Genomic DNA, 26,205 nt, shown 5'->3' with positions numbered 1-26,205 from the left:
CTCTACCCGCCTATCTTTACTATTTTAGGTAATCTGGGTCAAGGGAACCGAGGGGACGTGATGCGGCGTCGACCGGTGTGTGCCATCGATGACCTGCCGCCGGGCAGCATGAAGTTGGTGCAGGCAGGCAAGTTCGGTGTGGGCGTATACAACATCGACGGTTCGGTGTACGCGATCGCCAACTACTGCGCCCACGAGGGCGCGCCGCTGTGCGCGGGCTACGTCCGGGGCACCACCGAGTACGCACCCGAACTCCCGGACCGGGTTCGCCATGCGCGCACCGGCCGCATCGTCCGATGCCCTTGGCATCAATGGGAATTCGACATCCCGACCGGCGTCAACCTCGCCGATCCCAGCAAGCGGGTGCGCACCTACGAGGTCGAGATCGCCGATGGACAGGTGTACCTGACCGCATGACCGTCATCGACGCATCCGTACAGCCCCACTTCCGGTACAACGCCGAGATCCGGCGCTACCTGGCCGACCCGCACAAGCTCCGCGCCATACCCGACGTCGAGCAGCAGTGGTACCAGGCGCCGGGAGGCGACTATCGGGCGGACCTGTACGGCGACGGTTACCCGGGGTCCGACCCCGACGTCGTGGCGCGTCACCTGTTCGACGAGGGCGGGGCGGATTACGCCGTCCTCAATCCGTTGACCAGAGGCAACATCGCCGACTACCTGCTCAATAGCCGTATCTGCGCGGCGGTCAACGACTGGCTGCTCGACCGCTGGCTCGAACCCGACAGCACCGGCCGGTTCCGCGGCACCATCCGGGTCAACCCCGAGGACGTCAGGGGCGCGGTGGCCGAGATCGAACGGTTGGCGAACCATCCCAAGATGGTTCAGATCGGTGTGCCGTTGCAGTCGCGCGAGCCGTACGGCAAGCCGATGTTCGAGCCGATCTGGGAGACCGCCGCAGCGCACGGACTTCCGGTCGCGGTACACGTCAACGGCGGCAACGGCGTCGACCATGCGCCGACGTTCGCGGGGCACGCCCACACCTATCCCGGTTACGCATCGTTCATGCCGCTCAACGGTTTCGTGCATCTGGCCACGCTGATCATCGAGGGCACGTTCGGCAGGCACGCCGGGCTGAGGTTCGTGTTCGCCGACGGTGGTTACGACATCCTCACGCCGCTGATGTGGCGGCTCGACACGTTCTGGATGTCGATGCGCGACCAGACGCCGTGGGTGGACCGCTATCCCAGCGAGTATCTGCGCGACCATGTGCGGTTCTGCACGTCGGCACTCGACGGCCCGACCGACGCGGGCCACGCCGAGCGGTGGATGGACTTCACCGACAAGGCGGATCTGGTGATGTACGGGTCGGGCTATCCGCACTGGTCGACGACGACGCCGGCGGACGCGGCGCGCGGGCTGAACGAGCGACAACGCGAGAAGGTGTTGTGGCGCAACGCCGGCGAGCTGTACGCACTGGATGTTCCGATGGAGGTGAGCACGCCGTGACAACCGTCGAGTCGGCACGGCAGGACTCCGCCGCGGACATCGCGGTCACGATCGTCGACACCGACGTGCACCCGATGCCCGTCTCGGCCGACGAGCTCAAGAGCTATGCCCCCGCGGACTGGAGGGACACAGTCTGGCCGACGGGCAACGCCGTGTCACCGGTGCCGCACTTCTACGACACCCCCGACTCGTACAAGACCAACTCGCTACGCGTCGACGCCAAACCACCCGGCGGAGGGATGCCCGGCAGTGACCCCGAGTTCGCCGCCAAGCAGCTGTTGGTGGACGCCGGCGTGAGCATCGCTGTGCTGGAACCGATGTGCGATGCGCAGCTGCCGCAGGCCGAACACATCCTGAAGGCGACCTACAACGACTGGCTGGCTGACGTATGGCTGGGACAGGCCAACTGGCACGGCCGTTGGCGTGGGGCCATCAGCGTCACCGCGCAGGACCCGAAGGCGGCCGCTACCGAAGTGGAACGCTGGGCCGGGCATCCGTACATGGCCGAGGTGCTGATGACGCCCCAGACCCGCGGAATTCCGTTCGGCAGCCCGCATTTCGATCCGCTCTATGAGGCGGCGGCGCGCCACGGCCTGCCGGTCGCCACGCATCTGATGGGGCAGACGCCGTTCGAGCTGATCCCGATCTATCCGGTCGGCAACCCCGCACACTGGCACGACTTCTTCGCGTCGTGGCCGTTGCTCTACGTAGCGCATCTGATGAGCCTGGTCTTCGACGGAGCGTTCCACCGCCACCCGGACCTTCGCGTGGTGTTCGTGGAAGGCGGCTTCACGTGGGCGATGCCGGTGATGTGGCGAATGGACCGCATGTGGGAACAACGCAAGTCCGACCTGCCGCACGTGAAGCGCCGACCCTCGGACTACGTGCGCGAGCACGTACGCTTCACCACGCAGCCGGTGGAGGAGGTGCATGTCGGCGTGTACCGCGAGTACCTCGAGATGATGGACCTCAGCGACAACCTGATGTTCTCGACCGACTACCCACACTGGAGTTACGACTCGCCGCAGTGGGCGATCCGCCGGTTCCCCGCGGCCCAGCGCGAGCGGATCATGCGGGGCAACGCCACCGCTCTGTACGGCCTGCCGTCGACGGTCAAAGCGCTCTAGGCGATTTCGCGCGACGCTGGGCTTCGAGAGGCACGATCGGCGGACGGGCGGACGGACCCCTGGTGACCGCGTGCAACCGGATCTCGGGCAGGTCGACGGAGGGATCGACGGTGTCGAGCCACGCCACCGCGTCGGCGACATCGGCGGAGCGGATCGCGTACATCTCGAACGGAACGTCTTGCAGCATCTCGGTCTCGACCGGCCCGGGTGTGACGACGTGCACGTTGATCCCGTCGCGGTCGACCTCCTGCGCCAGGGCACCGGCGAACGCGTTCATCCCGGCTTTCGCCGCCGAATAGGCGGTGCGGGCCCGCATCGGCTCGTGAGCAGCCGACGAGGAGATGAACACGAACCGGGAACCGGCCCGCATCCGCGGCAGGGCCGCCGATGTCACCACGAAGCACGAGTCCAGATTCGCCGACATGGTCGCGCGCCACTGCTCGAAAGTCTGCTTGCGGGCGTAGGTTCCACCGAGGATGCCCGAGGCGTGCACGAGCAGGTCGATGCTGCCCGCGGCCTCGACGGCGGGTTCGAAGCCCGAGGGGACGCTCGCGTCGGCGACGACGTAGCGCGCACCCATCTCTTCGGCGGCGGCCCGAAGCGGCGCCTCCCGACGTGCCGTCAACACCACGTCGTAGCCGAGCCCGGCGAGCTTGCTGCCGCACGCCTTGCCGATGCCGCCGCTGCCGCCGGTGATCAAAGCCGTTCGCACGAGGCGCCTCTCAACGCTTGCGCTGCGCCAGCGCCTGTGGCGACAGGGCGACGATCCGCTGTTCGGGCTCGCCGGCCAACAAATAGGTCTGGGTGTCGGCGACGTGGCGGGCGGCCAGCTTGCGAGCGCGTTCGGTGTCCCCGGCCTCGATGGCGTCGGTGATCTTGGTGTGCACGCTCAGCGCGATTCGCCGCCGCTTGGTCGACGGGTACTCGCCTTTGGCGGCGGTTTCGTTGGCCCACCAGTTCAGGTGGCCGGTCCACAGCGTTTCCAGGCTGCCCACCACCGCGACCATCGTGTGGTTGCCGCAGCCGCGGACGATCTCGTCGTGGAACTGCCCGCCGATCTCGGTGAACCGCGCGCCGTCCTCGATGTGTTCCTCCATCGCGGCGTTGAACTCCCGCAGCTTGGGAACGAGCGTCTTCGCACGGTCCGGTCGGCGCGCCGCCAGTGCCGCACACATCGGATCGAGTTCCTGCAGCGCGGTTCCCAGGTCGGCCAGCGGGACATAGTCGCTCTGCAGCAACAGACCGAGCATGTAGGCGGCGTTTGCCTTCGCGGGTGCATGGACGACGGCGCCGCCGCGGTTACCCCGCCGCACTGAGACCAACCCCTCAGTCTCGAGGATTCGCAACGCTTCTCGTAACGACACCAGGCTGACGTTGAACTGCTCGACGAGCACTTCCTGGCGGGGCAGCAGGTCACCGTCGTTGAGTTCACCCTCGATGATCTGGCGACGCAGTTCGTCGGCCACGATCTCGGCCGTGCGGCGCGCCCCCAGCCGGCGACGTGCCTCGGGGCCGATTCCCAGTGTTGTCATGTCTTAGCAATATTAACAGTGATAGCCCCGCCACCCAGCGGCCTCGTTTCTGCCAATAATTACTAAGATGGCAGCGAAAGCGGGAGGTGTGCGTGGGCGACGGTGCGAGTGGTTCGATACCCACCCCACTGCACGATGTGCGAGTCGTCGAGATCAGCGACCGTATCGCCGGAGCCTACTGCGGCAAGCTGCTGACCGACGCGGGCGCCCAAGTGGTCAAGGTGGAACCCCCCGACGGTGACGCCATGCGCGGGTCCACGGCCACCGGGGGCGAACTCGACGAGGGTGCCGACGCGCCCTTGTTCAGCTACCTCAACGCCGGAAAGCGTAGCATCACAACTCTTTCCGATGACCTGCTGCGAGCTGCCGACATCGTGGTGGTGACGGCCGACGAACCCGCCGCACGCCGGTACGGCGTCGACATTCCCGGCCTGCTGGCGAGCGCGCCCGGGTGCATCGTCGTATCGATTTCGAACTTCGGCTGGACCGGGCCGTGGTCGCAGCGGCCCGCGACGGAATTCACGCTGCAGGCCGCCTCCGGGCTCACCGGTTTCCGCGGCGAGCCCGCGGGCCCGCCCATCTCCATAGGCGGGGGGTTGGGGGAGTACATGGGCGGGGTGTGGGCCGCCTACGGCGCACTGGCCCTGCGGCGGCGCGTGCTCAACGGCGGTGCGGGCGGCCACCTCGACATGTCGATGCTCGAGGCGATCACGCTGATGCAGAGCGGGGAGTGGCTGCATTCGGCGCTGCTACAAGTCCCGGCTGTGCGGCGATCGGTGGAGGTGCCATCGATCGAACCGGCCAAGGACGGCTACGTCGGTATCAGCATGGTGACGGGGCAGCAGTGGCTGGACTTCGCCGCGATGGTCGACTGCCCGGAGTTGACCGAGATTCCGCAGTTGCAGTTCCAGATCGGCCGGTGGGACTACCGCGACTGGATCCGCGAACGCATCGACCCGTGGATGAGGGAACGGACGGTCGGCGAGATCGTCGAACTCGGACAACTGTTCCGGCTGCCGTTGGCGCCGCTGGGCAACGGCGCGACGATCCCGTCGATGGACCATCTCCGTGAGCGCGGCGTCTACGTCGACAATCCGGCCGGATTCCGTCAGCCGCGGCCTCCGTGGTTGATGTCGCAGGCGCGGCCGGCGCCGATCCGCACCGCGCCCGCCGTTGGCGAGGCCGACGCCGAGTGTCTCTGGGAGCCACGGTCATTCACGGCGAACCCGGATCCCACCGGGGATATGCCGCTCGCCGGTGTCCGCATCGTCGACTTCACCGCGTTCTGGGCCGGCCCGGCCGCGACGCACTCGCTGGCCGCGTTCGGCGCCGATGTGGTCAAGGTCGAGTCGATCCAGCGCCCCGACGGTATCCGCTATTCGGGCGGAATGCGTAAAGACGTCGACGACTGGTGGGAGTACGGCTGGGTGTTCCACGCGATGAACACCAACAAGCGGTCGGTGACCCTCGACCTGCAGTCGGACGAGGGACGTCGGCTGGTGCGCAAGCTGATCGGCCAGGCCGATGTCGTGGTGGAGAACTTCTCCCCGCGGGTGATGGAGCAGTTCGGCCTCGGCGCGGAGGCCTTGCTCGACCTCAACCCTCGCCTGGTCGTGGTCCGGATGCCGGCCTTCGGATTGACCGGCCCCTGGCGCGACCGCGTCGGTTTCGCTCCGACCATGGAGCAGATCGCCGGACTGGCCTGGGTGACCGGGTTACCCGACGGCCCGCCGATCGCCCCGCGCGGGGCATGCGATCCACTCGCCGGCGCGCACGCCGCGTTCGCCACGCTCGCGGCGCTCGAGTTCACCGAACGCACGGGTCGAGGACAACTCGTCGAGGTCCCGATGATCGAGGCGGTGCTGAACGTCACCGCCGTGCAGACCATCGAATACGAAGTGTTCGGGCGGGTGATGGAGCGCCGGGGGAACCGGGGGCGCGGGGACGTTGTGCAGGACGTCTATCGCTGTGCAGGGGAGGACGATTGGGTTGCGGTCGCCGCGCACACCGAAGCCGAGCGTACGGCACTGACCGATGTCACCGCCGGTGCCTCCATCGAAGCCTGGCTCACCACCCGCGACGCTCAGTCCGCCGCCGATGAGTTGACGCGAGCCGGTGTGCCGGCCGCGGTGGTGGTCTCGCCCTCGCTGGTCACCGACAACCCGCAACTACGACACCGCGGGTTCTTCGAACGCCTCGAGCATCGCTCCACCGGGGAGAATCTCTACCCGTGTCCGCCGTTCGCGCGACTGCCGGGCAGCCGGCGATGGCTCAGGATGCCACCCCCCACGCTGGGTGAACACAATCCGGAGATCCTCACCTCGTTGTGCGGGCTGAATGAGAGCGATCTGCACCGGCTCGAGAAAGAGGGCGTCATCGGTTCGCGACCGAAGGGGCTGTGAGTTCAGCGGCTGCGCAACGAGATCGGCATCGCGTGAAAGATCGTCATGTTGTTGGTCAGGTTCGGGTAGGTGACGGCGACCGGACCGAGCTCGATGTCCTCGGCGCGGCACAACAGCTCGTCGAGCACGGCGCGGATCTCCGCACGCGCCAGCATCGCCCCGAGACAGTGGTGTGGACCTCCGCCGCCGAACGCCACGTGCGGATTGTCGGCCCGCCCGATGTCGAACGTGAAGGGATCGCTGAACACGTCCTCGTCGCGGTTGGCCGATCGCAACATCGACACCACGCGCTCACCGCTCGGAATCGTGACGCCGTCGATCTCCACGTCGGTCTTGGTGACCCGGCTCCAGAACGCGATCGGCGACGACCACCGCAGCACCTCTTCGACCGCGGTCTGGCGTACGGACGGGTCGGTGCGGTAGCGCTCGATCTGCGCCGGGTTGTCGATGAACGCCCGAAGTCCGTACGCCAGAGCGTTCTTCGTGGTGTCGCTCCCAGCGAACGCGATGACGAAAAAGAAGATGTCGAGCTCGGCCGCGGGGATCGACAGTTGCTCACCGTACTCGTCGGTCACGACCGCGGTGGCCAGTGTGCTCCAGATGTCGTCGGTGGGATTGCGGCGCTTCTCGGCGGTCAACTCCGCCGCGTACGTGAAGATCTTGCCGAACAGCTCGAGGTGCTGCTGCTCGGCCTCCTCACCCGATGCCGCCGAATTCGCCTGCAGGACCAAGTCGAAAGTGTCGAAGATCTCCGCTCGGTCGTCCTCCGGAATTCCGACGATGTCGCCGATCACCGACATGGGGAGCGCGTCGGCGACGTCTTCGATCCAGTCGCCGCCGCCGGATTCCAGGAGGTGGTCGACCATACCGGCCGCCCGGCGGCGGATGTCGTGCTCGAGTTTCGCGATCGCTTTCGGCGTGAACGCGTGCGACAGCACTCGGCGCCGCTTGAGCAGAACCGGTGGGTCCATGTTGATGACCGTCGGGAACGAGCCCACCGCGCCCACGCCTTGGATCAGCGGTCCCTCCGCCGCGGTGAACGATTCGGTGTCGCGGTGGATCCGGTGTGCGTGATGCACCTTGGTGGTGATCCAGAAGTCGTGCTTGAGCGTCTCAGCCACACGGTCGGTGAGCCCGTGCCGGAAGATCGGACGCTCCCGGCGCAGCTGCGCGAACAGTTCGTCGGGAAAGCCGTTCTGCCACAACGCCGGATCCGAGAGGTCGACCGGAGTCGTCGTCGGCATGTTGCTTCCTTTCGCCGTTCTTGACCCAGAATGCCTAAAATAGTAAAAATAGGCAACGGACAGCGCCGCTGACCTCGGCTGGTGCGTGCGCGAACGGAGTTGCGATGACGGACACGGTCGACGAATCAACCCTCGACCCGTCGGAGCGCGAGTTCGGGCCCAGCGGCATCAGCCTGTCGAAGTACCGCTTCCCGACCGGGTGGTTCATCGTCGGGTTCTCCTCCGAACTGGGCGCCGGTCAGGTCAAACGCGCCCACTACTTCGGCGAGGAGCTGGTGATCTTCCGGACCGCATCGGGACGGGTCAACGTGCTCGACGCCTACTGTCAGCACCTGGGCGCCAACATGGGGGTCGGGGGCACCGTCGAGGGTGAGCACATCGTCTGCCCGTGGCACGGCTGGCAGTGGACCGGCGACGGCACCAACGCGCTGATCCCGTACAGCAAGATCGGCTGCAAACAGAATGTCCGGATTAAGCGGTATCCCAGCACCGAGTGGTACGGCTTCATCCTGGTCTGGCACGAACGCCATGGGCGCGCTCCATACTGGCAGCCGCCGGTGCTACCCGAACTCGAGACCGACGAGTACTACCCGTTGCACCCGCACACCCGGATGGTCAACCGGGTCAAGGTGCACGCGCAGATGATCATCGAGAACGCGGCGGACCCGTACCACGTGCAGTATGTGCACAAGGCCGCGAATCCGGCCAACACCGCGTCGTTCGAAGTGTCGGGTTATCACCTGCATGCGACGGTGAACGCGAATTTCGGTGGGGGACGGGCGAAGACGTGGCTCACCCCCAACGGGCCCGTCGACGCAAAGATCATCTACGACAACTACTCGCTGGGCCTCGGCGTGGTGCGCTTCCCCTCGGAGTTGGTCGCCACCGTTCAGGTGACTGGTCAGACGCCGGTCGACGAGGACTACACCGACTACTTCTACACCCAGGCGTCGAGCCGCGAACCCGGCGACCGCGGTGACAAGCCGACCGGCCGGGCAGCGAAGTTCTTGCAGTTACAGCAGGAGGTCATCAAGCAGGACTTCTTCACCTGGGAGAACATGAAGTACCTGGAGAAGCCCAACCTCGCGCCGGAGGAGGCCCGCGACTACGCCGCGCTGCGCCGCTGGGCACACCGCTTCTATCCGAGCGCCGAACCGACGCCGACCGACTTCGGCTACACCGCCGCCGGCGAGCCCGATCCCTCCGCCGCGGACGCTTGATGCCGCAGGATCGACCGTGGCGCGTCGAGCCGGCCACATTCGGCGTCGAGCGCTTCACGGTCGCGTCGGTTCTCGATCGACGTGCCGAACAGTTCGGTGACCGCACGATGCTGTCGATCGACGGCACGCCGATCACCTTCGGTCAGATGCGCGACCGGTCCTGCGCCGCCGCGGCGATGCTCGCCGACCGCGGCATCGGCCGCGGCGACACGGTGGCGTTGTTCGCGGGCACGTGCGCCCAGTGGGTGTATTTCTGGCTCGGCGCAGCCCGCCTCGGCGCGGTGAGCGCGGCGGTCAACGCGGCGAACAAGGGCGACTTCCTGGCCGGCGCGCTCAACGTGTCGCGGGCCAAGCTCGTGGTGACCGACGAGGCGAGGCGCGAGCGGCTGGCCGAGGTCACCGAGCGGCTCGACGCTCCGACGCCGACCCTCCTGCTCGATGATTCGGTGGCCGCGGAGCTGAGCGCGGCGCATCCCCGCACCGTCCCGTCGGTGAATACCGACGCCGGCGAGGCCGGCGCGCTGTTCTTCACCTCCGGCACCACCGGTCCGTCGAAGGCGGTGGCGACGACGTGGCACTACTTGTTCGTCGCGGCGGCCACCGTCGCGTCGGCGTGGGAGTACGGCCAAGGCGACGTGATCTGGACGGCGATGCCGTTGTTCCACCTCAGCGCGGCGCCGACGGTGCTGGCGCCGATGCTCGTCGGCGGCACCAGCGTGCTGGCGAGCGCTTTCCACCCCGCCGACGCGTGGAACGAGTTACGTGCCTGCGGCGCAGCGGGGTTCGTCGGCGCCGGCGCGATGGTGTCGATGCTGTGGAACCTGCCTCCGACCCCGAGCGACGCGCAGCTCGGCATCCGGTTCGTCTCCGCCGCACCCATCCCGGCCGAGCTGTACCGCGCGATCGAGGAGCGGTACCGCTGCCGCGTGGTGACGATGTACGGACTGACCGAGGCGTTCCCCATCGCCTACAAGGCGGTTTCGGACGACGGCGTGCCGGGTACGTCAGGACAAGTCAACCCGGCCTTCGAGGTGCGCATCGTCGACGGGGACGGGCGTCCCGTGGCCGCTGGTGTGACAGGTGAGATCGCGTGCCGGCCGCGGACTGCGCATGTTATGAGCGAGGGGTATGTGTCGTCCGCGCCCGGGCACCGCGGGCTGCCGATCGACCCCCACCCCGAGTGGTTCCGGACCGGAGACCTGGGTTTCCTCGACGGCGACCAGAACCTGACCTTCGTCGACCGCGCCAAGGACTCGCTGCGCAGGCGCGGAGAGAACGTGTCCTCGGTGGAGGTCGAGCAGACCGTCGCGCAACACCCGGCGGTCGCCGAGGCCGCCGCGGTCGCGATGCCCAGCGAGTTGGGTGAGGACGACATCCTCGTCGTGGTGACGCTGCGGCCCGGTGCGACGATCGACTTCTGCGAGCTGCTCGACTTCTGCGCCGCACGCATGCCGTACTTCTGTGTGCCGCGCTATCTCGAGGTGCTCGACGAGATCCCGAAGACCGTCATCGGGCGGATTCGCAAAGACCTCCTGCGCACGCGGGGCCTGAGCCCTGCGGCGTGGGATCGAGAAGCCAACGGCTACCTGCTGAGTCGGTGAAGGAGTCACGATGCCTTTGAGCTACCAAGAGCAGTACGTGCTCGACGGGCTGGCCGGGCGGGCAGCGATCCTCAACCTCGACGCCAGGCACAACCGGCTGTTCACGAGTGGTGACCTGGCCGGTTGGCTGGCCACGTTCCGGCATTCCGGAGCGACGTACACCGAGGGCGAGACCTCGTTCAGCAATCTCGCCGACGCTTTTCACGGCGGCGACGGGCGCCGATTGGTCACCGTCGATCACGACATCGCCGTCGACGGCGTCGAAGCGACGCAGCACTGCGTCGCTCTCCTGTTGCGCGACAATCAACTCGAGGCCACGGGCAACTACACGGACCGTCTCGTCTACGAGCGCGGGGGTTGGTACTTCGCATCCCGCCGGCTGGCCTGGGATGCGGTTCCTCGTGAGAACGCGTTACCGGGGTGACCGTACCCATCCGCTTCGAGCTCGCGTACGGCACATACGACGACGCGCTGCAGATGGTGGGCATGCGCACGGAGCCGAGATACGCCGGCACCGCGGTGAGCGCTTCCCGCATCCGGCACTTCGCCGCCATGGTCCGCGACGCGAACCCGTCCTACTGGGACGAGGACTTCGCCCGACGCCAGTGGGGCGGACTGCTAGCGCCTCCGGGACTGCTGATGGGTTGGCTGATCCCGCCGCCGTGGCAGCCGAACGGTCAACCGCCCGTCGCAGCGATCGCGTTGCGCGTGCCGCTGCCCGGAACCACGTTCGTCAACGCCGCCAATGAGGCCGAATTCCCCTGCGCCATCGTCGAAGGTGACCGATTGAACGCCGTCGAGGAGGTCGTGTCGGTCTCCCCGCAGAAACGCACCCGCCTCGGGGTCGGACACTTCGTCGAGACGTGCGACGAGTTCCGCCGCGACGACGGAACCCTGGTCGCGGTCAACCGCAACACCCTGTTCCGGTTCACTCCCGGGGAGCAAGGGTGAGGGCGGGCCCGCGCCTGCATTGGGAGCAGATCGCGGTGCTGACGGACCTGCCCGAGGTGGTGGACGACATCGACTACGAGCGCGTCGTGATGAACGCCGGCGCCACATGGGATTACTTTCCGGCACACTACGATCCGCGCTACGCCCGCGACCACGGGCATCCGACGATCTTCGTCAACACCATGCACGTGGCCGGATTCGTCGACCGCGTCGCCACGGACTGGGCCGGCCCGTGCGCACGCGTGGTGCGACGCAAGATCACCCTGCTCGGATCGATCTACGCCGGCGATTCGATGGTGGGCCGCGGCCGTGTCGTGGCCAAGCGCGACGGCCGCCTGGTGGATCTGACGGTCACGGTGTCGAATCAGCGCGGCGAGCTGTGCTGCCCCGCCGAGGTCACGCTCGACCTGTCAGGTTAGGTCCGGCAGCTTGTCCGCGCTGACGGTGGTCTGCAACTCGACGTACTCGGAGAGTCCCTCGGCACCGAACTCGCGACCGATTCCGGACTGCTTGAACCCGCCGAACGGCATCGTCGTGTCGAGGGTGTACATGTTGATTCCGTAGGTGCCGGTGCGGATCTCGGCGGCCACCTCCAGACCGTGCGCCACGTCGGCCGTCCAGACCGAGCCCGCCAATCCGTACTCGCTGTCGTTGGCGATGCGGATCGCGTCGCGTTCGTCGGAGTATTTGAGCACGGTCAACACCGGCCCGAAGATCTCCTCGCGGGCGATGCGCATCTCGTTGGTCGCGTCGGTGAACAGCGTCGGCTGGACATACCATCCTCGGTCGAACGGTTTGTCCGTGCCGCCCAGCACCTTTCGCGCCCCGTCGGCCAGTCCGGCCTCGATGTAGCCCTGCACCCGCTGTTGCTGGCGCTGCGCCACCAGCGGGCCGATGTCGGTGGCGTCGTCGGCCGGATCGCCGACCTGAAGGCCCGACATCATCGCGGCCAGAGCGTCCACCACCTCGTCGTGGCGGCGGTCGCTCACCAGGATCCGCGTCTGCGCGACGCACGCCTGTCCGTTGTTCATCAGGCTGGCGGTCTTCAAATGCCCGACGGTGCGCTCGATGTCGGCGTCGTCGAGGATGATCGCCGCCGACTTACCGCCCAACTCGAGGCTGACGCGTTTGAGCTGCTCCCCGCACACGGCGGCGATGTGCCGTCCGGTGGCCGACGAGCCGGTGAAGGAGATCTTGTCCACACCCGGGTGGCGTACCAGTCGCTCACCGGTGTCGCGGCCGCCGGGCAGGACGGAAACGACGCCGTCGGGCAGATCGACCTCTTCGATCATCTCCGCCAGCCACATCGCGTCGATGGGTGTCTCGGGCGCCGGCTTGACCACGACGGTGCAGCCCGCGATGAGCGCGGGAATCATCTTCGGCATGATCAGGAACTGGGGGACGTTCCACGGCACGATCGCGCCGACGACACCGACCGGGGCACGCCGGATCTGGACGTCACCGAACAGGCCGGGCCGCCGCTCGATCCAAGGGAAGTCGCGCGCGGTGGCCGAGATCAGATGCATCTGGGCGAGCGCACCGGTCGCCTGCCCCAACCTGCTGAAGCTGCGCGGCGAGCCCATTTCGGCGGTGATGAGATCGGCCATCTCGTCGGTCTCGGCGGCGTAGACCGCCGCGAGCTTGTCGACCTTGTCCATGCGCTCTTCGACGCTCATCCGCGGCCAAGGGCCCTCGTCGAATGCCTTTCGCGCGGCGGCAACGGCGCGGTCGACGTCCTCGGGTGCGGCCCCGGGGGTTTCGCCGATCTGCTCTTCGGTATGCGGCGAGATGACCGCGATACGTTCTTCGGTGGCCGGCGACTCCCAGTGGCCACCGATGAAAAGCCGTTCGTACGTCAGCGATCTCATGACGGCGCCTCCTCGTCGACGAACGGCATCGGCCCGCGAGCCACGTCATGGCGACACCGCGTGCCCGCTAAGGTCGCTATTAGTGCAAACATAACAAAGAAGACATCGGAAATGGGCGCGTGATCGAACGCCCGCAGCCTCGACACGGCCCGCAGAACCGCCGCCCGTTGACCTCCGCTGGGTTCATTGTTGCGAAAACCGCTGGTGAGCCGGTTTCGGGGCGTATCGTCCGGTCAGGGACGAGGGAGGTCGCCGATGTCGCGTGTCAAGTGGCCGTCGTTGCGACGGGTGATCCGATGGAGCGCCGCCACCGCGGCCGCCGCGCTGCTACCCGCGCTGGTCGCCGGAGGTCCAAGCCCTGTCGCACAAGCCTTTTCGAGCCCCAACCTGCCTATCGAACAACTGGAGGTGCCGTCGGCGGCGATGAACCGCACCGTGCGCGTCGAATTCCTCTCCGCCGGTACCGATTCACCCGCGCTCTATCTGCTCGACAGCATGGAGGCCGGCGACGACCACAACGGGTGGGACATCAACACCCAGGCCTTCGACTGGTACAACGGCTCGGGCATCTCCGTGGTGATGCCCGTCGGCGGTAAGTCGAGCTTCTACTCCGACTGGTATGCACCGGCGGTCGGCAACGGTGGGACCTACACCTACAAGTGGGAGACCTTCCTGAGCCAGGAGCTGCCCGCGTGGCTGGCCGCCAACAAGGGGGTACGGCCGACGCGAAACGCGGTGGTGGGCTTCTCGATGGGCGGGTCGGCGGCGCTGATACTGGCTGCCTATCACCCGCAGCTGTTCAGCTACGCCGGATCGTTGTCGGGCTTTTTGAACCTGTCGGCACCGAACGGACCGGGCCAGGTCAGGGTGGCCCAGATGTGGAACGGCGGCTTCGACCCCACCGCGATGTGGGGACCGACCGGCGATCCTGCGTGGGCCCGCAACGACCCCACCGTGCAGGCGGGCCGGCTCGCCGCCAACGGCACCCGCGTCTGGATCTACTGCGGCAACGGCACACTCACCGACCCCGCGCTCGCCAGCCCCGACGCACCCATCGCCGGGCTGGGCTTCCTCGAGGGTTTCGCGATCGACTCCAACCGGGCCTTCGTCGACGCCTACATCGCCGCCGGCGGAAACAACGGTGTCTTCAACTTCCCCGAAGGCATCCACAGCTGGGGTTACGCGGGCCAGCAGCTACTACAGATGAAACCCGATGTCCAGCGCGTTCTGGAGGCCCAGCCTGCCAACGAACGATGAAGCGGTGCAGCGTGATCGGCGCACCTGGCTGATGTCCTCCACGCACCGGACCCTGCACGAGGACATATCCGCACCGGCCGCCGACGTCCGCGCCTTCTACGTCGACTTCGACAACCTCTCCGCGCTACACCCGCTCGTCGTGTCGGTGCGGTCAACAGGGCGCGCGCCGAACAGGCATGGCTATCAACAGGATTACCGGATCGTCGACCGAATCCGGATGGGGCCGTTCACGATGCGCACGGCGTACCGGGCGCGGTTGAGCGTTCCCGCTGCCGGTGACGTGACGGCGGAGGCGCGACAATTCCCCGGCGTGCGCCTGCACACGAGAGTCGAGTTCGTTCCGATCGACACGGGCACTCGAGTGACCGAACACATCACGATCGACGCCCCTCGCCCGTTGGCGGCGTTCACCGTCCGCGAGGCGACGAGCGCGCATCGCGAGATGCTCGCGGGCATCCGGCGCCGGTTCGAGAGCTAACCCTCGTCGGACGCAGGGGAGTCCGGAGCCGGATCCGTGTGGTTGGCGTCGAGCACGCTGACCGCGATGCCGTACGGCAGGAACCGCACCTTGCGGGACGGGTCGGTGTTGTTCTTGTTCGCGCGCAGCGCGTCCAGTTCGGTCGGATAGACCTGCTCGATGTGGGCACCGCCGTCGGCGTCCACCGTGTAGATCGCCCACACCCCGTCACCGGTCTCGCCCGTGGTCTCCGGTTCGCGCCGCGGCCGCGACGAGCGGGTGAACTCGTCGACCAGGTTGGCCCACCCGGCGCGTTCACCCGAGGTGCTGAAGAACCTGCCGAGGCCGTCGAGCGCTTCGCGCAACCCCTCACCGGCCTCGCGCACGACGCGATCGAATTCCTCCGGGTCGAACCCGAACGGGCCGTTGCTGCTCATGGTGTTCCTCCTCGGCGCCCGGCGAACCTCTGCGGGGCGGTAAATCCCAGTGTGCCCGCCGGCGGGGAAGTAGTCGACTGAAGCGATCGCGAGGTGGTAGGCAACCTGTATGGCCATTCCACCGGCGGACGCGTTGGCCGCGGTCGAGCGGTCCCCGGCCGCCGTCGCGGTCCACGACCGCGACGCCTGGGCGGGCGCCTTCACCTTCGACGGCGTCGTCGAAGACCCGGTCGGTTCGCAACCGCACCGCGGCACCACCGCGCTCGCGCGCTTCTACGACACGTTCGTCGGCCCGCGCGACATCGCGTTCCACCGTGACATCGACATCGTCGTGGGCGCCACCGTGATCCGTGACCTGGAGCTCGAAGTGCAGATGGCGGCGGGGCTGACCCTGCGGATCCCGACCTATCTGCGCTACCACCTCGAGGAGGATGCGGGAGAGTTGAAAATCGCTGAGCTGTCGGCTTATTGGGAGCTTCCGACGATGGTCGGGCAGTTTCTCAAGGGTGGAGTCCGCGCGGTGCCCGCCGGGCTCCAACTGTCTCGGGGGCTGCTGATGAACCAGGGGGTGGTCGGTGCGCTCGGCTTCCTCGGCGGCTTCCGCGGGGTCGGCCCGGCCGGCAAGCGACGCTTCGACGAGTTCCTCGCCGCCGCCCACACCGGTGACGAGGTCGGGGTGCGCCGCTGGTTGAGTGGCGGCACGCGGATCACCGCAGGTGACCATGCCCCAATGGCCAGCACCGAACTGCTGTCCCGGCTGACCGGCGCCCGTTCGCGCAAACTGATCGCCGCCGGCCACAGCCTGGTCTGCGGCGTCGAAGCCGCAGGCGCGCGCGATGTGCTCATCGCCGATGTGGCGGCGAAGCCGTTCGCGATCAGGCGAATCCGCTACTACGCCGCGGCCCGGGGCTGAACCACCGAAACGTTTCGCCCCGACGAGCCGGGGCAACCCGGCAACTATGCGACACACTGATTCACGCGAGATCGCAATCGTGGGTGTGGTGGTGGCCGCGGTCCTGGCGTCCTGCCTGATCCTGCCCACCATGGGCCACCTCGCGACACTCGACGGGACATGGACGGCCGCGGCGATCCTGGGGATACCGACCGTCGCGGTGCTGGTCGTCACCGGCTACCGGCACTACGGGCTGGCCCGCAGCGTGGCCGTCGCGGTCGTGGTCATGGGCATCGCCATGATCGTCAGCTGGGCCTTCTCGGTCTTCGTGGTGGCCGCCGCGATGAGCGGCTCGGCGTCGACGCTGGCCATGGGGGTGTTGCTGTACGGGGTGCCCGCCCTGGTCGTCGCGCTGCTCGGGCTGCTGGCGCTCAAGCTGGTCCCGGGCCGTCGACCGTCGAGCACCCGTTTGACCACACCCGCCGCGGGTAACCCGGCCGCATGACTCCGCGTGAAGACGACGACAGCGAAGAGGGCGTCACCGACGACGACCACGTCGCGGCCTCCCGGGCCGGCAAGGACGGCGGCGACGACGACGGCAGCTACGTGGGCCAGACGTTCTCCGACGACGCGATCGACGCGGAGGAGAGCGGGGCCGAGGCGCGCAGCAACGACGGTCGCTGATCGGCCGGCACACGGGATCGCGGAACGGTCGCGGAAACATCGCGAGAGGCTTGCACGGGGTGTCTCGATTCGGTCGCGGCAGTCGCGTCGCGTGCGGCGCGCAGTGGGCACGTGAGACGGTATGAGCACCATGCCTGCCGACGACGAGATCACCGAGATCACCTACGAGGAATTCGGTCGCAGATTCTTCGAGGTCGCCGTGACCGAGGACCGCGTCGGTGATGCCATCGCCGACATCGCGGGTGACGAGTTCGAGATGGGGCCCATCGCTCAGGGCCCGGGCAAGATCGCGAAGGTCACCGCCAGGGTCCGGATCCAGAAGCCGCGCCTGACCCGCCACGTCGGGCCGATGATCACCTTTGCCATCCGCATCCCGCTGGAGATCGACATGATGGTCGATCTGCGCATCGACAAGCCGAAGTTCATGGTGTTCGGCGAGATCGCCCTGCGCGCCACCGCGCGGGCCGCCGAACCGCTGCTGCTGATTCTCGACGTCGAGAAGCCGCGGGCCTCCGACATCTCCATCCATGTGACGTCGAAATCGCTGCGCGGCGAGTTGGTCCGCATCCTCGGCGGCATCGACGCCGAGATCCGGCGCTTCATCGCCGCGCACGTCGCTGGGGAGATCGACAGCCCGGCCTCTCAGAAGGCCAAGGTGATCGACGTCGGGTCCACCATCGACACCGCCTGGACGGGCGTCTGAGGGACCCGCAGCGTAGGATTCCCGGGTGCTTAGCAAACCCGTGTCGGCGCTCGCGCTGACCACCGGACTCCTCGCCGCGGCGGCCGTCGTCGCCGCACCCGCTCAGGCAGACCCCGTCGACGACGCGTTCCTCAACGCGGTGACCGAAGCGGGCGTCGTCATGAGCGATCCGAGCAGCGCGGCCGCCGTCGGTCAGCAGGTGTGCCCGATGTTGGCCGACCCGGGCCAGAACGCCGCCGACGTCGCTGCCAAGGTCGCCGACATGGGCGGTATGTCGCTGGGACCGGCGACCATGTTCACCGGCATCGCGATCTCGATGTTCTGCCCCTCGATGGTGTCCTCGATCGCCGACGGACGGTCACCGATCCCGCTGCCGTTCCTCGGTATCTAGGCCGCCACACTCTGCAACCGCGGGCGTTTCGGTCCGAGGCCGTCTCCGGTCGAGCGGCCCCGTAGATGCCGCCAGAACCACGGCAGCAGCATGTTCTGCGTCCACAACAACTGGGCGTAGGCCTGCGACCGCAGCGGCGGGCGGCGCGCAGAATCCGACGGCAGCGTCCAGTCGCGGTTGCTGCCGGGCAATCCCAGCGCCTCGGCCGCGGCCGCCGCGAACAGAGCATGACCCTTGGGCGAACCGTGCACGCGGTCGTCGCTCCAGGTGTCCACGTCGGTCATCGACGGCGCCGCGAATAGGTCGACCAACCGGAATCCGTGCCGGTCGGTGGCCGCCCGGATCGCGGCGTTGATCCGCTCGACCCGCCCGGCGATCACCCGCCCGATCGGCAGGATCCGGGCCAGGTCCGGAAAGGTGGTCGTCACGACGGTGGCGCCCGAGTCGGCGAGCCTGTCGTACAGCACCTCCAACTCCGCGAGCGCCTGCGGAAAGTGCCGCCCGGGGCGGGTGACGTCGTTCATCCCGATGCACACGGTGACGAGGTCCGGCTGCATGTCCAACGCCTGCGGCAACTGCTCGTCGAGCACGTCGCGGATCCGCCGTCCCCGCACCGCGAGGTTCGCGTACGCCAGGCCAGGGTGGTGGGTGTCGAGCATCGCGGCCAGGCGGTCGGCGAATCCGACGAGTTCACCGGAATCGTCGACGTCCCAGAGCCCCTCGGTCTGGCTGTCGCCGATCGCGACGTAGCGGGTGTAGCGAACCACGCTTGTGAACTCTAATGACGCAGGGCCGCGATCACCTGTTCGGCGCGGGCGCTCGCCGCGAGTTCGCGGTGTCGTTCGGTCACCCGTGCGCCCCCGGCGCACAACACCTCGGCGACCTCGGCGACGACTCCGGCCCGGTATGCGTCGAACCTCGCCGCCGTGGCCCACCACGCCAGCAGGGTGTCCAGGCCGCGCGCGGGGTCGGCGCCGAGCTCGACGAGCGCCGCGACGGTGCGTGGCAGCAAGAGGCGCGCGGCCCGGTCGACGGGTTGGGAGCCGTCGGGCATCGCGGCGTCGACCGCCGCGCCGGCTCGCGCGAGAGCGCGCACGATCTCCGGGTTGACGTTGTCGCCGTCGCCACCGACGACGTGCATCGGTGTCGCCCCGTCGGAGTCGGTCAGCGTCGGAGGGGCACCGTTGACCAGCGCGTGGTTCAGCGCCACGGTGCGGCCCTCCCGCACGATCTCGTGCAGGATCGTGGTGTAGCGCTCGCCGCGCGCCGACAGGTCGATACGGCGTCCCGCGTCGGCGCCCGCGTCGATCAGCGCCACCGCGATACCCGACCCCGGCGAGCGCACCGCGTACCACAGCGGGGACGCGCCGCACGCGTCCACCGGATCGGGGTCCGCGCCCATCGCGAGTAGTTCGATCACCGCCGAGTCGCCGCGCTGGGCCCGGCGGAACAGGTCCAGGACGTCCGGGCGCAACGCCTCGGTCCATGCGGGTGGTTCGACGCCCAGTGCGGCCAGCACCTGCAGTGCGCCGTCGCGCCGCGCACCGAGGTCGTACCAGGGCCACGGCCCTTCGCCGCGGGCGACGAAGTCCGCGACCCGCATGCGCGATTCGGTGACGTTCGACCGTCCGCCGTCGTGGTGGTCGGTAGAGAACACCAGATCGGCGCCCTCCGACGAGATGACGACGCACGTGGGCCCGTCCTGATACCGGGCGAGTTCGGCCACAGCGAGGATTGTGCCCATACGCGAAGAGGGGCACCCGGTGCGGGTGCCCCTCTCGCGCCTGTCCCAGGACCGGCTACTTCACGTCCACGTACACCGTGCGTTCCTCATAGGTGGTGTAGTTGTGGCTGCTGCCGATCACCGGCGAGCCCGCGTCGATCTTGGTGTGGCTGGGGCCCTTGCGGACCGCGACCACCTGGGCCTCGCTGAGCGGGGCGGTGCCGACCTGGGTGACGATGACGGTGTAACCCTCGGACCTCAGTTGGTTGATGGTGTCCTGCGCGTTCGACGGTCCCGTCGGTGCGGCGGCAACCGGTGCGGCCAGCCCGATCAACGCGGCGGCCAATCCGCCTGCGACGGCGGCGATAGGTGTCCTTCTCATATTCTGTGCCTCTTTCTGCTGTCTTCGAGCCGGTTGATGCGGTTCCCGGCAGACCATTTCGGCTTCGGTCGCATTCGCGTCGGCTCATACGGCGCAACGATTGTCCGGACGCTTAAATTCCCTGGCAGGAAATTACGCTTGTTTGGCAGATTTTAAGCGGCACAACGATGTTCGCTCGCAGCGGAACGTCAGAGCAAGCGGCCCAACCGATTCAATTGCAGCGGGCGGCCCACGGCGCTCAACTGGCCGAGGATGTCCTCGAGCCGTGTGAGGGGAAGGTCCATTCGCCACTCCGCAACCGACGCCGACAGCCTGACGACCCCTGGCGCGAAACTGATTTCGGTGAGTCGCACGCCGTGCGGTAGTTCGGGCAGGCGGACCGGATAGGCGGGGGTGCGGGCCGGCAGCGGACAGCGCGTGCGACCGAAGGTGAGGCAGCGCGGCTTGAGCCAGAGCGTCGACCCGTCCAGTCGGGCGTCGACCTCGACGTGGCCGGCACCGGGACGGCGCGCCAGCCTCAGGCGCGCGACACCGTCGGCGCCGACCGCGCCCGAGAGTCTGGGCGCCGCCCAGCGGAACACGTCGTCGAGCACCGGCGCCGGCACCTCGAGCGTCAGCCCGACCGGCGCGGCGACCAATACCGGCGGAACGGTGGGCCGGATGTGGACGTTGTGCAGCACCGCGGTCGCGTGGTCGAACCGTGCTCCGTTCCACCGGATGTCGCGGGCCGCCAGCCGCACGTCGTTGAGTTGGCCGACCGACAAGCCCCGGACGTCGAGGCGTGAGTCGAACTCGGTGACCGTCAACCGCAGGTCGCCCTCGTCCAGCTTGACGTTGAGCCGCCTGCCGACCACGAGGCGGCGGACCGTCATGAACAGCGTGCGGTATGCCGCGGCCGCCCCGGTGCTGACCGGCGTCACCGCCGCCGACGACCACAACGCCGTCAGCATGTCGATGGGCCGGAAGGGATCGAATCGGCGCAGGGGATCCGGGCGCGACATGCCTCCAGCATTCCCGTCTGGGCCGGTTCCGTACAGTCGGGCCCATGACCTCCGTGGTAATCGTCGGCAGCGGCTTCACCGGATTCGAATGCGCGCGCACACTGGCCCGAAAGTTCCGCAGAAAAGGCTCCGACGTTGAGATCTCGATCATCTCGCCCGTCGATTACATGCTCTACACCCCGCTGCTGCCGGACGTCGCGGGCGGTCTGGTCGATGCCCGATTCGTCGCGATTCCGCTGGCCAACGCGCTGCGCGGGGTGCAGGCGATCCGCGGCCGCGTCGACGAGGTCGACTTCGCGCAGCGCACCGTCACCTACACCGACCCCGAGGAACGCTCTCGGGCGCTGCCGTGGGACCGGCTGGTGCTGACGCCCGGCTCGGTCACCCGGTTGTTCGATGTGCCCGGCCTCGCCGAGCACGCCCGCGGCCTCAAGTCGACGGCCGAGGCGTTGTACCTGCGCGACCACCTGCTCGAGCAGCTCGAGCTGGCCGACGTCGACGACGATCCCGGCCGGCGCCAGGCGCGGCGCACGATCGTGGTGGTCGGCGCGTCCTACTCGGGCACCGAGCTGGCGGTGCAGCTGCGGGCGTTGGCCGATTCGGCGGCCAAGCAGATGGGCTTCGACCCGCGCGAGGTGAAATTTCTACTGCTCGACCTCGCCGAGCAGGTGATGCCGGAGGTCGGGGAGAAGCTGGGTGCCGCCGCCCAGCGTGTGCTCAAGTCCCGCGGCATCGACGTGCGGCTCGGGGTCACGCTCAAGGAGGTACACCCCGAACACGTTGTGCTCAGCGATGATTCACTGGTCCGAACCCACACCGTGGCGTGGGTGGCCGGGGTGACGGGTGCGCCGCTGATCGAGAAGTTGGGGCTGCCGACCGAGCGGGGCCGGCTGAAGGTGAACACCGAGCTCGAGGTCCCGGGTCAGCCCGGCGTGTTCGCCGCGGGCGACGCCGCCGCGGTGCCCGACGTCACCCAGCCTGGCAAGATCACCCCGCCGACCGCACAGCACGCCACCCGGCAGGGAAAGGTGTTGGCGCGCAACGTCGCGGCGAGCCTCGGCATCGGCAAGGCGAAGCGGTACAAGCACCGCAACATGGGGTTGGTGGTCGATCTCGGCCCGCGCAACGCCGTGGCGAACCCCCTCAACATCCAGCTGTCGGGCTTCCCCGCCAAGGTCGTGACCCGCGCCTACCACGTGTACGCGATCCCGCGCTTCGTCAACCGCTGGGCGGTGGCCCTGGCGTACCTGACCGACCTGGCCTTCGACCGGTCGGTGGTCTCCTTCGGCCTGTCGTCACAGGAGGACGCCCAGTTCTCGGCGAGCGAAGGCATCCCGATGCCGAAACCGGACTGATTCAAACCCGGTGATCCGGGGAACTGTAGCGAAATGGCTACGTATCGCGTGTTGAATCCGAAGGGCGAGGTCGTCGACTCCAAGGACATCGAGAGCGCCGACGACGCCCACGCCTGGTTCGTCGACCAGAAAGCCGAGCCCGAGCTCGGGTGGCGCATGGAGGTCAAGAACGACGACGGGGACTGGGACTTCTTCGACAGCAGCGAGGGTGACCGCAAGTACTGACGTTTTCTCGTTCCGCGGGCGACCGCCCGCGGATGGAGAGGATGGGGGAGTGCCGAAGCTCAGCGCGGGGCTGTTGCTCTACCGGGTGACCGGTGGGGTGGTCGAGGTTCTCATCGGCCACCCCGGCGGGCCGTTCTGGGCGCACAAGGACGAGGGGGCGTGGTCGATCCCCAAGGGCGAGTACGACGAGGGCGATGACCCGTGGACCGTCGCGTGCCGCGAATTCGAAGAGGAGCTTGGCAAGGCGCCGCCGAGCGGTCCTCGCATCGAGTTCGCGCCCGTCAAGCAGCCCAGCGGCAAGGTCATCACCGCGTTCGCGGTGCGCGGCGACCTCGACCTCGACGGCACGTTCTCCAACACGTTCACCCTGGAGTGGCCGAAGGGTTCCGGCACGATCAAGGAGTTTCCCGAAATCGACCGGGTCGGTTGGTTTTCCGCGGCACAGGCTCGGTCCAAGCTGTTGAAGGGTCAGCGGATCCTGGTGGACCGTCTGATGGAGGTAATCGCAGACGACGAACTGGCCGAGTCTCGATCGCATTGATCGTCAGCGCGCGGCCGTGGATCCGCCAACCCACCCGCGTGCGCAGATATTCGTCGTCGTAGCGCAGGTGCCATACGAGATCCGAGGCCTGACCGTCGCTGATCGTCCAGTGATGGGCGATGCAGGTGATCCGGCCGAGCGCATAGTCACGTTCGTCGGCGGCGGCGTAGACCTCGCCGACGATCGCGTGTTCGGTCCTGGTCACGGCGGCCAGCGAAGCCATCGCCGCACGGACACCCTCGCGCCCGTGATGGCTGCGCACGGGCTCCAGCGATCGTGGAGGCTCCGGTAGCCGCAGTTCGGCGTTTTCGGTGAACAGCTCGGCGACGTCGTCGAACCGACGGTCGTCGACCGCGGAGGCGTAGACGTGCACGAGGTCGGCCAACGCCAGCCGGTCGGCGGTGCTCAGCATCACGACGCCAGCCCCAGCCGCTGCGCGCATGCCGACAGCGCGTCGCGGGCCTCATCGAGATCGGCCGTCGGGGGCATGGCCAGGATCAGCCGGTCGGCGCCGAGCGCCTCGAGCTTGGCCGCCCGGTCGCCGTCGATCTTGGTGACGAGATGTCCGAGCGAGAGTTCCAGCGCGTCGGGATCGCGCCCACACCGCTCGGCCTCCTCGCGCATCACGGCGACCAGTTCGGCCAGTTGGGCCCCGCCGACGCCGAGGGGCTGGAAGCCGTCGCCGAGCCTGCCCGCCCGCCTTGCCGCCGCCCGGCTGTGTCCACCGATGTGAATAGGTATGTGCGCCAGGGGTTTCGGATAACACATCGCATTGTCGAAGTCGAAGAACTCGCCGTGGAAGTCGGCCCCGTCGGGACGGTGCTGCCAGAGCAGCCGCAGGACGGCCAGCTGCTCATCGACGCGCCTGCCGCGGCTGCCGAAGTCCGCACCGCACGCCTCGACTTCCTCTTTGAGCCAACCCGCACCCACGCAGAGCCGCAGCCGTCCGCCCGAGAGCGCGTCGACCGTCGCCACCCGCTTGGCCAGCACGACGGGGTGGTGGTTGGGCAGCACGAGCACGCCGGTGGCGAGCCCGAGCCGCCGGGTCTGCCCGGCCAGGAAGGCGAGAAGGTCGAGTGGATCGGGTACGGCGCAGTCGGCGGGCAGTTCGACGCGGCCCGAGGCGTCGTACGGATAGACGCTGGTGTATCGCGTCATCAGCACGGTGTGCTCGACCACCACCAGCGACTCGAAGCCGCACGCCTCCAGGTGCTGCGCGAACGCGGCCATGAAGGCCGGGTCTGCGGTGACGCCGGCTGCCACGGGCGCGACAACGGCGAATCTCATGGCAGCGGGGGCAGGCCGTTGCTTTCCCGGATGTCCCTGCGACATTCGCGGCGGGTCTGCCCGGTCTGCTCCATGCACACCCGAACGGGTGACTCCTCGGCCACCGGCAGCGGTGGGTCGGTCGCCTCGGTGGTGACGGTCGGACTCGGGACGTCGCCTTCGGTCAGCGACCAGATCGTCGCGCCGGTGCTCTGCAGCGTCGAGCAGTAGGCGGTCGAGCCGTCAGCGGTCTGGGCGGTGGCGCCCTCGGGGGAGCAGTCGGCCCCGATCACCGCGGCGGAGTCGGCGGCCTGGGTCGACGACGTGGTGGTGTCGTCGTCCTCGGTGGTGGTGGTCGTGGTCGGAGTGTCGGTCGCGGTGGCGATGGCCGCCGATCCGGGACGGCGACTCTCTCAGGTGGATGTGCTTGACGTTGGTGAGCATGCCCGTCTGGATGAGTGGGGTAATCGGGCGGTGCTGACCCAGCCGGAGATGGCGCCGTCGGTTCCGGTGTTGTTGGCCGCGCAGGTCGCTCGCGCCCCGGAGGCGGTGGCGGTGACTTCGGGTGCTCAGTCGCTGACCTATCGCGAACTCGATGAGGCCGCCAACCGGTTGGCGCACGCGTTGGCCGGGCGGGGTGCAGGCCCAGGGCAGTGCGTGGCGCTGTTGTTGGAGCGTTCGGCGCAGGCGATCGTGGCGATGGTGGCGGTTTTGAAGACCGGGGCGGCGTATCTGGCGATCGATCCGGCGGTGCCGGGAGCGCGGATTGAGTTCATGGTGGGTGATGCCGCGCCGGTCGCCGCGGTCACCAGCGCGGATTTGGTGGCCCGGTTCGACGGGTTGGACCTGGCGGTGATCGATGTCGATGATCTCGAGGTCGGCGCGCGGTCTGCCACCGCGCTGCCCGCCCCGGCGCCCGACGATATCGCTTATCTCATCTACACCTCGGGCACCACCGGAGCCCCGAAGGGTGTGGCCGTCACGCACCGCAATCTGGCGCACTTGGCGCAGTCGTCGTCTGAGCACTTGCCGGCCGAGCAGGTGTGGACGCAATGCCATTCGTATGCCTTCGATTTCTCGGTGTGGGAGATCTGGGCCGCGCTGCTGGGTGGGGCGCGGTTGGTGGTGGTGCCCGAGTCGGTGACCACCTCGCCCGAGGATTTCCACGCCCTGCTGGTGCGCGAGCGGGTCAGCGTGTTGACCCAGACCCCCTCGGCGGTGGCGGCGTTGTCTCCGCAGGGGCTCGAGTCGGTGGCGTTGCTGCTCGGCGGTGAGGCCTGCCCCGGCGATGTGGTGGATCGGTGGGCTCCGGGCCGGGTGGTGATCAACGCCTACGGCCCCACTGAGATCACGGTGTATGCGTCGATGAGCGCGCCGCTGACACCGGGATCAGGGCCGGCGCCGATCGGTGCGCCGGTATCGACCGCGGCGCTGTTCGTGCTCGACGAGTGGTTGCGCCCGGTTCCGGCCGGGGTAA

At 68.2% G+C, this 26,205-nt stretch carries 30 protein-coding genes and 2 pseudogenes; 20 read left to right on the top strand and 12 right to left on the bottom strand.

Annotated elements, in window-relative coordinates:
- The first annotated feature begins 60 nt into the window (after positions 1 to 60).
- Genes A5752_RS09335 through A5752_RS09325 form a run of 3 tightly spaced genes read left to right on the top strand, consistent with a single transcriptional unit; the run spans position 61 to position 2,596 of the window.
- Positions 61 to 417, top strand: a complete 357-nt coding sequence (locus tag A5752_RS09335; RefSeq protein WP_067084553.1) for a Rieske (2Fe-2S) protein — start codon at positions 61 to 63, stop codon at positions 415 to 417.
- Positions 414 to 1,469 carry an amidohydrolase family protein gene (locus tag A5752_RS09330; RefSeq protein ID WP_067084551.1) on the top strand — a complete coding sequence of 352 codons (1,056 nt, stop codon included), beginning with the start codon at positions 414 to 416 and terminating at the stop codon, positions 1,467 to 1,469. The genes A5752_RS09335 and A5752_RS09330 overlap by 4 nt, the downstream gene beginning before the upstream one ends.
- The gene (locus A5752_RS09325) at positions 1,466 to 2,596 is read left to right on the top strand and encodes an amidohydrolase family protein (protein ID WP_067084549.1); all 1,131 of its coding nucleotides are present in this window, start codon (positions 1,466 to 1,468) and stop codon (positions 2,594 to 2,596) included. The genes A5752_RS09330 and A5752_RS09325 overlap by 4 nt, the downstream gene beginning before the upstream one ends.
- Here the strand turns inward: A5752_RS09325 and A5752_RS09320 are convergent.
- Positions 2,583 to 3,308 (bottom strand): SDR family oxidoreductase, encoded by a 726-nt coding sequence (locus A5752_RS09320; protein ID WP_067084547.1) that lies wholly within the window; start codon positions 3,306 to 3,308, stop codon positions 2,583 to 2,585. The two genes, A5752_RS09325 and A5752_RS09320, sit on opposite strands and share 14 nt — an antisense overlap.
- Positions 3,309 to 3,318: 10 nt before the next feature.
- The gene (locus A5752_RS09315; RefSeq protein ID WP_067084546.1) at positions 3,319 to 4,128 is read right to left on the bottom strand and encodes a FadR/GntR family transcriptional regulator; all 810 of its coding nucleotides are present in this window, start codon (positions 4,126 to 4,128) and stop codon (positions 3,319 to 3,321) included.
- A gap of 92 nt (positions 4,129 to 4,220) precedes the next feature.
- Between A5752_RS09315 and A5752_RS09310 the strand changes: the two genes are divergently transcribed.
- On the top strand, positions 4,221 to 6,530 hold the full coding sequence (locus A5752_RS09310) for a CaiB/BaiF CoA-transferase family protein (RefSeq protein WP_067084544.1): 2,310 nt from the start codon (positions 4,221 to 4,223) through the stop codon (positions 6,528 to 6,530).
- A 2-nt stretch (positions 6,531 to 6,532) separates the two neighbouring features.
- On the opposite strand, the gene A5752_RS09305 is transcribed toward A5752_RS09310, so the two are convergent.
- The gene (locus A5752_RS09305) at positions 6,533 to 7,774 is read right to left on the bottom strand and encodes a cytochrome P450 (protein ID WP_067084542.1); all 1,242 of its coding nucleotides are present in this window, start codon (positions 7,772 to 7,774) and stop codon (positions 6,533 to 6,535) included.
- A 104-nt stretch (positions 7,775 to 7,878) separates the two neighbouring features.
- On the opposite strand from A5752_RS09305, the gene A5752_RS09300 reads away from it, so the two are divergent.
- The 5 genes from A5752_RS09300 to A5752_RS09280 are packed head-to-tail and all read left to right on the top strand — an operon-like array spanning position 7,879 to position 11,965.
- Complete coding sequence (locus A5752_RS09300) at positions 7,879 to 8,994, top strand: aromatic ring-hydroxylating oxygenase subunit alpha (RefSeq protein WP_067084540.1); 1,116 nt, start codon at positions 7,879 to 7,881, stop codon at positions 8,992 to 8,994.
- Positions 8,994 to 10,595, top strand: coding sequence for an AMP-binding protein (locus A5752_RS09295; protein WP_067084538.1), 1,602 nt, complete (start codon positions 8,994 to 8,996; stop codon positions 10,593 to 10,595). Before A5752_RS09300 ends, A5752_RS09295 begins: the two co-directional genes overlap by 1 nt.
- Positions 10,596 to 10,605: 10 nt before the next feature.
- Positions 10,606 to 11,019 carry a nuclear transport factor 2 family protein gene (locus A5752_RS09290; protein ID WP_067084536.1) on the top strand — a complete coding sequence of 138 codons (414 nt, stop codon included), beginning with the start codon at positions 10,606 to 10,608 and terminating at the stop codon, positions 11,017 to 11,019.
- A 53-nt stretch (positions 11,020 to 11,072) separates the two neighbouring features.
- Complete coding sequence (locus A5752_RS09285) at positions 11,073 to 11,546, top strand: FAS1-like dehydratase domain-containing protein (RefSeq protein ID WP_067084602.1); 474 nt, start codon at positions 11,073 to 11,075, stop codon at positions 11,544 to 11,546.
- Positions 11,543 to 11,965: a MaoC/PaaZ C-terminal domain-containing protein gene (locus A5752_RS09280; RefSeq protein WP_067084535.1), complete on the top strand. Its 423-nt coding sequence runs from the start codon at positions 11,543 to 11,545 to the stop codon at positions 11,963 to 11,965. The genes A5752_RS09285 and A5752_RS09280 overlap by 4 nt, the downstream gene beginning before the upstream one ends.
- Here the strand turns inward: A5752_RS09280 and A5752_RS09275 are convergent.
- Positions 11,957 to 13,414 carry an aldehyde dehydrogenase gene (locus tag A5752_RS09275; RefSeq protein WP_067084533.1) on the bottom strand — a complete coding sequence of 486 codons (1,458 nt, stop codon included), beginning with the start codon at positions 13,412 to 13,414 and terminating at the stop codon, positions 11,957 to 11,959. The two genes, A5752_RS09280 and A5752_RS09275, sit on opposite strands and share 9 nt — an antisense overlap.
- A 255-nt stretch (positions 13,415 to 13,669) precedes the next feature.
- Here A5752_RS09275 and A5752_RS09270 point away from each other — a divergent pair, with 255 nt between their 5' ends.
- Both A5752_RS09270 and A5752_RS09265 read left to right on the top strand, forming a co-directional pair.
- Complete coding sequence (locus A5752_RS09270) at positions 13,670 to 14,671, top strand: esterase family protein (RefSeq protein ID WP_067084531.1); 1,002 nt, start codon at positions 13,670 to 13,672, stop codon at positions 14,669 to 14,671.
- Positions 14,672 to 14,702: 31 nt separating this feature from the next.
- A complete protein-coding gene (locus A5752_RS09265) occupies positions 14,703 to 15,149 on the top strand; it encodes an SRPBCC family protein (RefSeq protein WP_067084600.1) in 447 nt (148 codons plus the stop codon).
- Here A5752_RS09265 and A5752_RS09260 read toward each other — a convergent pair.
- A complete protein-coding gene (locus A5752_RS09260) occupies positions 15,146 to 15,565 on the bottom strand; it encodes an Rv0313 family protein (RefSeq protein ID WP_067084598.1) in 420 nt (139 codons plus the stop codon). The genes A5752_RS09265 and A5752_RS09260 overlap by 4 nt on opposite strands.
- 109 nt (positions 15,566 to 15,674) lie before the next feature.
- Here A5752_RS09260 and A5752_RS09255 point away from each other — a divergent pair, with 109 nt between their 5' ends.
- From A5752_RS09255 to A5752_RS09235, 5 genes are all read left to right on the top strand, one after another.
- Positions 15,675 to 16,478, top strand: coding sequence for a nuclear transport factor 2 family protein (locus A5752_RS09255; protein ID WP_067084529.1), 804 nt, complete (start codon positions 15,675 to 15,677; stop codon positions 16,476 to 16,478).
- A gap of 46 nt (positions 16,479 to 16,524) precedes the next feature.
- The gene (locus A5752_RS09250; RefSeq protein ID WP_067084527.1) at positions 16,525 to 16,962 is read left to right on the top strand and encodes a hypothetical protein; all 438 of its coding nucleotides are present in this window, start codon (positions 16,525 to 16,527) and stop codon (positions 16,960 to 16,962) included.
- On the top strand, positions 16,959 to 17,141 hold the full coding sequence (locus A5752_RS09245) for a hypothetical protein (RefSeq protein ID WP_067084526.1): 183 nt from the start codon (positions 16,959 to 16,961) through the stop codon (positions 17,139 to 17,141). The genes A5752_RS09250 and A5752_RS09245 overlap by 4 nt, the downstream gene beginning before the upstream one ends.
- Positions 17,142 to 17,262: 121 nt before the next feature.
- Entirely contained in the window at positions 17,263 to 17,844 is a 582-nt protein-coding gene (locus tag A5752_RS09240) for a hypothetical protein (protein ID WP_197500586.1), read from the top strand.
- Positions 17,845 to 17,869: 25 nt separating this feature from the next.
- Positions 17,870 to 18,235: a DUF732 domain-containing protein gene (locus tag A5752_RS09235; RefSeq protein ID WP_067084524.1), complete on the top strand. Its 366-nt coding sequence runs from the start codon at positions 17,870 to 17,872 to the stop codon at positions 18,233 to 18,235.
- Here A5752_RS09235 and A5752_RS09230 read toward each other — a convergent pair.
- From A5752_RS09230 to A5752_RS09215, 4 genes are all read right to left on the bottom strand, one after another.
- Complete coding sequence (locus A5752_RS09230) at positions 18,232 to 19,002, bottom strand: SGNH/GDSL hydrolase family protein (protein ID WP_067084523.1); 771 nt, start codon at positions 19,000 to 19,002, stop codon at positions 18,232 to 18,234. The genes A5752_RS09235 and A5752_RS09230 overlap by 4 nt on opposite strands.
- A gap of 11 nt (positions 19,003 to 19,013) precedes the next feature.
- Complete coding sequence (locus A5752_RS09225; RefSeq protein ID WP_067084521.1) at positions 19,014 to 19,961, bottom strand: ankyrin repeat domain-containing protein; 948 nt, start codon at positions 19,959 to 19,961, stop codon at positions 19,014 to 19,016.
- A 73-nt stretch (positions 19,962 to 20,034) separates the two neighbouring features.
- Complete coding sequence (locus tag A5752_RS09220; RefSeq protein WP_067084520.1) at positions 20,035 to 20,340, bottom strand: hypothetical protein; 306 nt, start codon at positions 20,338 to 20,340, stop codon at positions 20,035 to 20,037.
- A 188-nt stretch (positions 20,341 to 20,528) separates the two neighbouring features.
- On the bottom strand, positions 20,529 to 21,341 hold the full coding sequence (locus A5752_RS09215; protein ID WP_067084518.1) for a hypothetical protein: 813 nt from the start codon (positions 21,339 to 21,341) through the stop codon (positions 20,529 to 20,531).
- A 44-nt stretch (positions 21,342 to 21,385) separates the two neighbouring features.
- On the opposite strand from A5752_RS09215, the gene A5752_RS09210 reads away from it, so the two are divergent.
- From A5752_RS09210 to A5752_RS09200, 3 genes are read left to right on the top strand one after another with little or no spacing between them, the layout of a single operon-like run.
- The gene (locus A5752_RS09210) at positions 21,386 to 22,696 is read left to right on the top strand and encodes an NAD(P)/FAD-dependent oxidoreductase (RefSeq protein ID WP_067084516.1); all 1,311 of its coding nucleotides are present in this window, start codon (positions 21,386 to 21,388) and stop codon (positions 22,694 to 22,696) included.
- A 33-nt stretch (positions 22,697 to 22,729) separates the two neighbouring features.
- On the top strand, positions 22,730 to 22,921 hold the full coding sequence (locus A5752_RS09205; RefSeq protein WP_067084514.1) for a hypothetical protein: 192 nt from the start codon (positions 22,730 to 22,732) through the stop codon (positions 22,919 to 22,921).
- 49 nt (positions 22,922 to 22,970) lie between these two features.
- Positions 22,971 to 23,462, top strand: coding sequence for an NUDIX hydrolase (locus A5752_RS09200; protein WP_067084512.1), 492 nt, complete (start codon positions 22,971 to 22,973; stop codon positions 23,460 to 23,462).
- Between the two features lie 70 nt (positions 23,463 to 23,532).
- Here the strand turns inward: A5752_RS09200 and A5752_RS27950 are convergent.
- From A5752_RS27950 to A5752_RS09185, 3 genes and pseudogenes are all read right to left on the bottom strand, one after another.
- Positions 23,533 to 23,874, bottom strand: a pseudogene (locus A5752_RS27950) (nuclear transport factor 2 family protein); the annotation flags it as partial.
- Positions 23,874 to 24,749: an LLM class F420-dependent oxidoreductase gene (locus A5752_RS09190; protein ID WP_067084508.1), complete on the bottom strand. Its 876-nt coding sequence runs from the start codon at positions 24,747 to 24,749 to the stop codon at positions 23,874 to 23,876. The gene A5752_RS09190 and the pseudogene A5752_RS27950, both read right to left, overlap by 1 nt.
- Complete coding sequence (locus tag A5752_RS09185) at positions 24,746 to 25,021, bottom strand: hypothetical protein (protein ID WP_067084506.1); 276 nt, start codon at positions 25,019 to 25,021, stop codon at positions 24,746 to 24,748. Before A5752_RS09185 ends, A5752_RS09190 begins: the two co-directional genes overlap by 4 nt.
- A 79-nt stretch (positions 25,022 to 25,100) precedes the next feature.
- Here A5752_RS09185 and A5752_RS09180 point away from each other — a divergent pair.
- Positions 25,101 to 26,205, top strand: a pseudogene (locus A5752_RS09180) (AMP-binding protein); the annotation flags it as partial.

Origin of the sequence: Mycobacterium sp. 852002-51961_SCH5331710, assembly GCF_001665535.1 — a bacterium.
Lineage (GTDB): Bacteria > Actinomycetota > Actinomycetes > Mycobacteriales > Mycobacteriaceae > Mycobacterium.
The sequence above is the reverse complement of the archived record's forward strand: the minus strand, read 5'-3'. Positions and strand labels throughout refer to the sequence as shown.